A 4547-nucleotide genomic window follows, 5' to 3' on the forward strand; every position below is an offset into this window, starting at 1 on the left:
CATCAACTATGTTTTTTAAAATTTTTTGAATTTAGTCTTATTACAACTCTTATTTATAGTTTTGTATTCTTATTCAATTGAAAAACGTATTTTTGGCAATAAAAACCCTAGTTCATTACAGAAAGAAATTTATATCAAACAACTACCACTGCTTAGATCTTATGATTAATGAATATGTGCTTTAAATTTGTGTGGCGCGCATATTCATTAACCTATTTTCTTATGCAGATTTTAAAAATTTGCGTTAATTGCTTCTTTAAGCCTTGCATTAGCAATCACTATAATTTTGCGCATTAGAGCTGTTATGACTACCATCTTCTTTTTACCTCTACCAATGAGAGCAGAATAAAAAGCACCAAGTGCAGATTTAGTCCTTGAAGCAGCCATCGCAGATGTAAAAAGCTTTTCACGAACGTTCCTTCTGCCACCACTTATTCTGCGATAACCAATAGCTTTACCACTTTCTTTTGGATGCGGGGCAACTCCAGCAAGACTAGCAACTTCTTGCCTGCTTAAGTAGCCAAGTTCTGGCATCAAGCATACAAAATCTTGTGATAACTTTTTACCTATTCCTGGTACTGTTCTTATGATTTTTTGGCGCTTTTTTAACTCTGGATTCTCATCGATAATTTTTTGTATGGCATCATTGAGCTCATCTATTTGACTGTTAAAAAAGTCAATAGTTTTTTGGCAACTTTCTTTTATATAGTCGTTTTCAGGTGCTTTCAGTCTACATTTCTCTTGAGCTCTTATTTGTGTAAGGTCATCACGACGTTGACAAAGTGCAGCTAAGGCTGTTTGTTCTTTTGACATAGGCACAAATAGAGATAGAGTACTATAACGCTCAAATCCATATTGAGCAAGGGCTCTTGCATCTGATTGATCAGACTTTGCTAAAATTCCATGAGATAAGGTAAAGCTTTTTACTTTGCGAGTATTAGCTCGATGTACAGCAACATTCTTATCAACCAGAAAGTGTGCTAAGCCAAGCTCATATTTTCCTGTATTTTCCAAAGTTACAAAAGAATTAGGTAGAATATTTGAAAAATTTTGAAACAATTGTTGCCAACCAGCAGCATTATTATCAAACTTGATAGTGTTCTTTTGGTTGTGAACTGCAGCAACATTTTTAAATTTTCCGATATCAATGCCAATAAAATTTTGATAAGATGTAATCATAATAACCTCGATTAGTTTTAGTTAATTTAAGATTGTAAACGGGTGCATATGTATGTCCCACACAACTATTCAAACGTATCGAGAGATAGGGCTAGTGTACCTTGATCTAACGGTTGTAATACCAATTTCCTCCCGGTCGCACACGCCCGTGGTAGCCCTATTCCTAGTGAGCAGGGTTATCTTTCTCTCTTATCTCTTTTATATCACATTTCCATCTTACAATTTCCTACAAGCCTTGGTAAGCTAAATATTATATTGTACCAAGATGTAAAAAAAATATGATCAAGTACAAGTGAGAGTAGAAAACAAGGAAATGTGGGCTGAATTACAACAAAGAGGAGAAGAAATAGGAAAAAACTGCCTTTTTGGGGGAGTGAAACTTAAAGAAGCGGTAGAAAGAGGTAGTTTCACTAGATGTGGCATATGGAGTGAAAAGTATGCTATAAAAGAGATTAGCAATGATGAAGTATTGTCTTCATGGGTAAATAGGGTATGTGGAGGTAGTAAAGAAACTTGTATCTTCAAGGAGTAAGGCATTGTAGCTAAAATGTCTTGCAGGGAAGGTGAAGCCGAAAAGAAACTTATGCCAAAAAGGCTGACGAAAAGATTTTGCTCCCTTCCCATATAGAGTTAAAAGACTGAACAGTATCTTTGTAATTATATCCCGTATCACAAGGTTAGTCTAACTCTCAACTTTATTTATAGTTTTGGAGGCTGGTTTATGCAAACAAATGTTATTTTAGGTGTAGATATTGCTAAAAAAAAATTTGATGTTTGTTTATTGATAGGCAGTAAAGAGCGACATAAAGTTTTTCATAATAATCAAGAAGGTTTTGCAAAACTTGTAGCTTGGTGCAATAGACATGGAGTAGATTTTTTTCATCTATGTCTGGAAGCAACAAGTTGTTATAGTGAAGATATAGTGAATTTTATGTATGATCTGGGACATAATGTAAGTTTGATAAACCCAGCTCAAATCAAAGCTTTTGGCAAAAGTGAGCTACTTCGAAACAAAACAGACAAATCAGATGCTGCCAAGATTGCCAGGTTTTGTATTGCCAATAAACCTAATCTTTGGAAACCTACTCCTCCTGAAGTTAGGCGTTTAAGAGATCTCTATCGTTGTTTGCAAGCACTTAAAGACGACAAGTTACAACAAATGAATCGCTTGGAAAATAAAAATATGGATTCTCGTTGTAAGCAAGCTGTACTTAAGGTAATTGCTACAATAGAAACAGAAATTTCTGCTATAGAGGAAGAAATTAATGAGCATGTTAATAATTACTCACACCTAAAAAATATGGTAGAAAACATCAAGACCATAAAAGGTATAGGGTATCTTACTGCTATTGCTGTGATTGCAGAAATGCCACTTGTTGATAATTTTGATAATGCTAGGCAATTTACAGCTTTTGCTGGTCTAAATCCTGAGCATTACCAATCAGGTTCATCCGTAAATAAAAAAAGTCGAATATGTAAAATAGGATCAGAGCGTATTCGTAAAGCTCTTTATATGCCAGCTATAGTAGTAAAGAATTATAATTCTTACTTTCAAAAGTTTTGCCAACGTTTGAAAAATAAAGGAAAACTTCCAATGGTTATAGTTGTTGCATTAATGAGAAAGCTAATGCATGTGTTTTTTGGTATTCTAAAAAATAATCAACCGTTTGATTGTAATTTAGTTAAATAACTTGTTGACGTGAAGGACAGTATCTTTTAGGGGGCTTTAATTAATCTATAGACAACTTTAAGGTTTCAGAGTTTACTGGAGCCTTTGAGCTATAGTAGAAAATATTATATGTATGGTTCTTTTCGTGGAAAGAAGTCTAGACTATGAAGTAGGGAAAAAAGTAAAAAATTGGAGGTTAGAGCGAGGTTATACTCAGAAAGATTTAGCAGAGAAAATTGGTGTAAAGTATTGGGTAATACTGCAATATGAGAAAGGGAATCGTAGAATTTCGATTGAAAGGTTATATGCTATAGCTGAGGCACTATCAATCAGTATTACGGATCTTATTCCTGTATCAAAAAGCTGTTTTGAAGATGAAGGGGAAGAAATACTGAATCTAGTAAGAGAATATAAAAAGATTAATGATCAGGAGTTACGTAAGATGTTTTGTTTGCTAACCAAATTTGTCCAAGTCAGTGAAAAAAGTAGTAGGAAAGCAGAGAAAGTAAAAATTGCAAAGGGTCTGGTTAAAGCAGGAGTTTCTGTTGATATTGTTGCAAAAACAATTGGTCTCTCTGCTGATGAATGTGTTGAAGAAAAAGTTGGTTCTATCTACTACCAAATAGGAAAAAAGATAAAAGAATGGAGGCTAGTGAGAGAGTATACTCAGAAGGATTTAGCAGAAAAAATGATTACAACACGTGATGAAATAAGCAACTATGAACAAGGAAGGACTGCTGTTCCACTGGGAAGATTATATGAGATAGCAAAGGCGTTATCGATTAATATCATGGACCTACTTGAGCTAACAGAAGATGCAGATAATAAAGTGGTACCTGATTTGATTAAAGAATACAAAGAAATTGAGAGCCAAGAACTACGTAATGCATTAATAAAATCTTTGTTTGAAGGTTGTGAAGAAAAAGTGAGGAAAGCGGAAAGAATCAAAGTTGCAAGGGACTTAGTAAAAGGGGGAATTCCTGTTGATATTATTTTGCAAGCGGTAGGTTTACCTGTTGATATAGTTTTAGATGGGTAGCTCGTGGAAAAATTATAGCAATAAAGTTTTAAATGGAGGTATATGTGTTTGTTTCTGCAAGCAATGTTAGTTATGGAATAGGGCAAAAAATAGAAAATTGTAGGTTAATGCGAGGTCATACTCAAATAGGATTAGCAGGTCAAATAGGTTTAACATACCAAGAAGTGAACAGCTATGAAAATGGCTATAGCGCTATTCCTGTTGAAGTATTATATATAATAGCAAAAGCATTATCAGCTACTGTTACAGATCTGCTACCTGAATCAGTAATAGTAAGAGAGTATAAAGATGAAGACGAAGAAATACTCTATCTAACAAAAATATATGAGAATCAAAAGTTAGGCAAAATAGTACCTTCATTAGTCAGGTTTGTTCATATTAGCGAGAAAATCAATCAAGAGGAGGCAAGATTAGAAGTAGCAAAAAATCTAGTTAAAGAAGGAGTTTCAGTTGACATAATTTCCCAAGCAACCGGCTTATCTATTTACGAGTATGATAATACAGAGAAAGAAGTCTGCACTGATTCTGTATACTACAGAGTAGGGCAAAGAATAAGAGAATGGAGATTGATAAAAAGGTATACTCAAAAAGATTTAGCAAACAAAGTTGGTTTAACACTCAAGGAAATACACGAGTATGAAATAGGATACACTGCCATAT

Annotated in this window: 4 protein-coding genes and 1 pseudogene; 4 read left to right on the forward strand and 1 reads right to left on the reverse strand. The window is 34.1% G+C overall.

Annotated features, from left to right (window positions below; genetic code table 11):
- Positions 1-231 precede the first annotated feature (231 nt).
- Complete coding sequence (locus tag Wcon_RS07995) at positions 232-1179, reverse strand: IS110 family RNA-guided transposase (protein ID WP_063630491.1); 948 nt, start codon at positions 1177-1179, stop codon at positions 232-234.
- Between the two features lie 213 nt (positions 1180-1392).
- Between Wcon_RS07995 and Wcon_RS08000 the strand changes: the two are divergent.
- From Wcon_RS08000 to Wcon_RS08015, 4 genes and pseudogenes are all read left to right on the forward strand, one after another.
- Positions 1393-1711, forward strand: a pseudogene (locus Wcon_RS08000) (hypothetical protein); the annotation flags it as partial.
- Between the two features lie 189 nt (positions 1712-1900).
- Entirely contained in the window at positions 1901-2869 is a 969-nt protein-coding gene (locus tag Wcon_RS08005) for a transposase (protein WP_114517806.1), read from the forward strand.
- Positions 2870-2981: 112 nt separating this feature from the next.
- Positions 2982-3887: a WO male-killing family protein Wmk gene (gene wmk / locus Wcon_RS08010; protein WP_114517807.1), complete on the forward strand. Its 906-nt coding sequence runs from the start codon at positions 2982-2984 to the stop codon at positions 3885-3887.
- A 32-nt stretch (positions 3888-3919) separates the two neighbouring features.
- Positions 3920-4547 (forward strand): helix-turn-helix domain-containing protein (locus Wcon_RS08015; RefSeq protein WP_114517808.1); only part of this gene is annotated, 628 nt, incomplete at its 3' end.

This window comes from Wolbachia endosymbiont of Cylisticus convexus, from assembly GCF_003344345.1.

Excerpts from the sequence above, each read along its gene's own strand:
- wmk (WP_114517807.1), top strand. The coding sequence starts at position 2,982 with ATGGTTCTTTTCGTGGAAAGAAGTCTAGACTATGAAGTAGGGAAAAAA.
- Wcon_RS08005 (WP_114517806.1), top strand. The coding sequence starts at position 1,901 with ATGCAAACAAATGTTATTTTAGGTGTAGATATTGCTAAAAAAAAATTT.
- Wcon_RS07995 (WP_063630491.1), bottom strand. The coding sequence starts at position 1,179 with ATGATTACATCTTATCAAAATTTTATTGGCATTGATATCGGAAAATTT.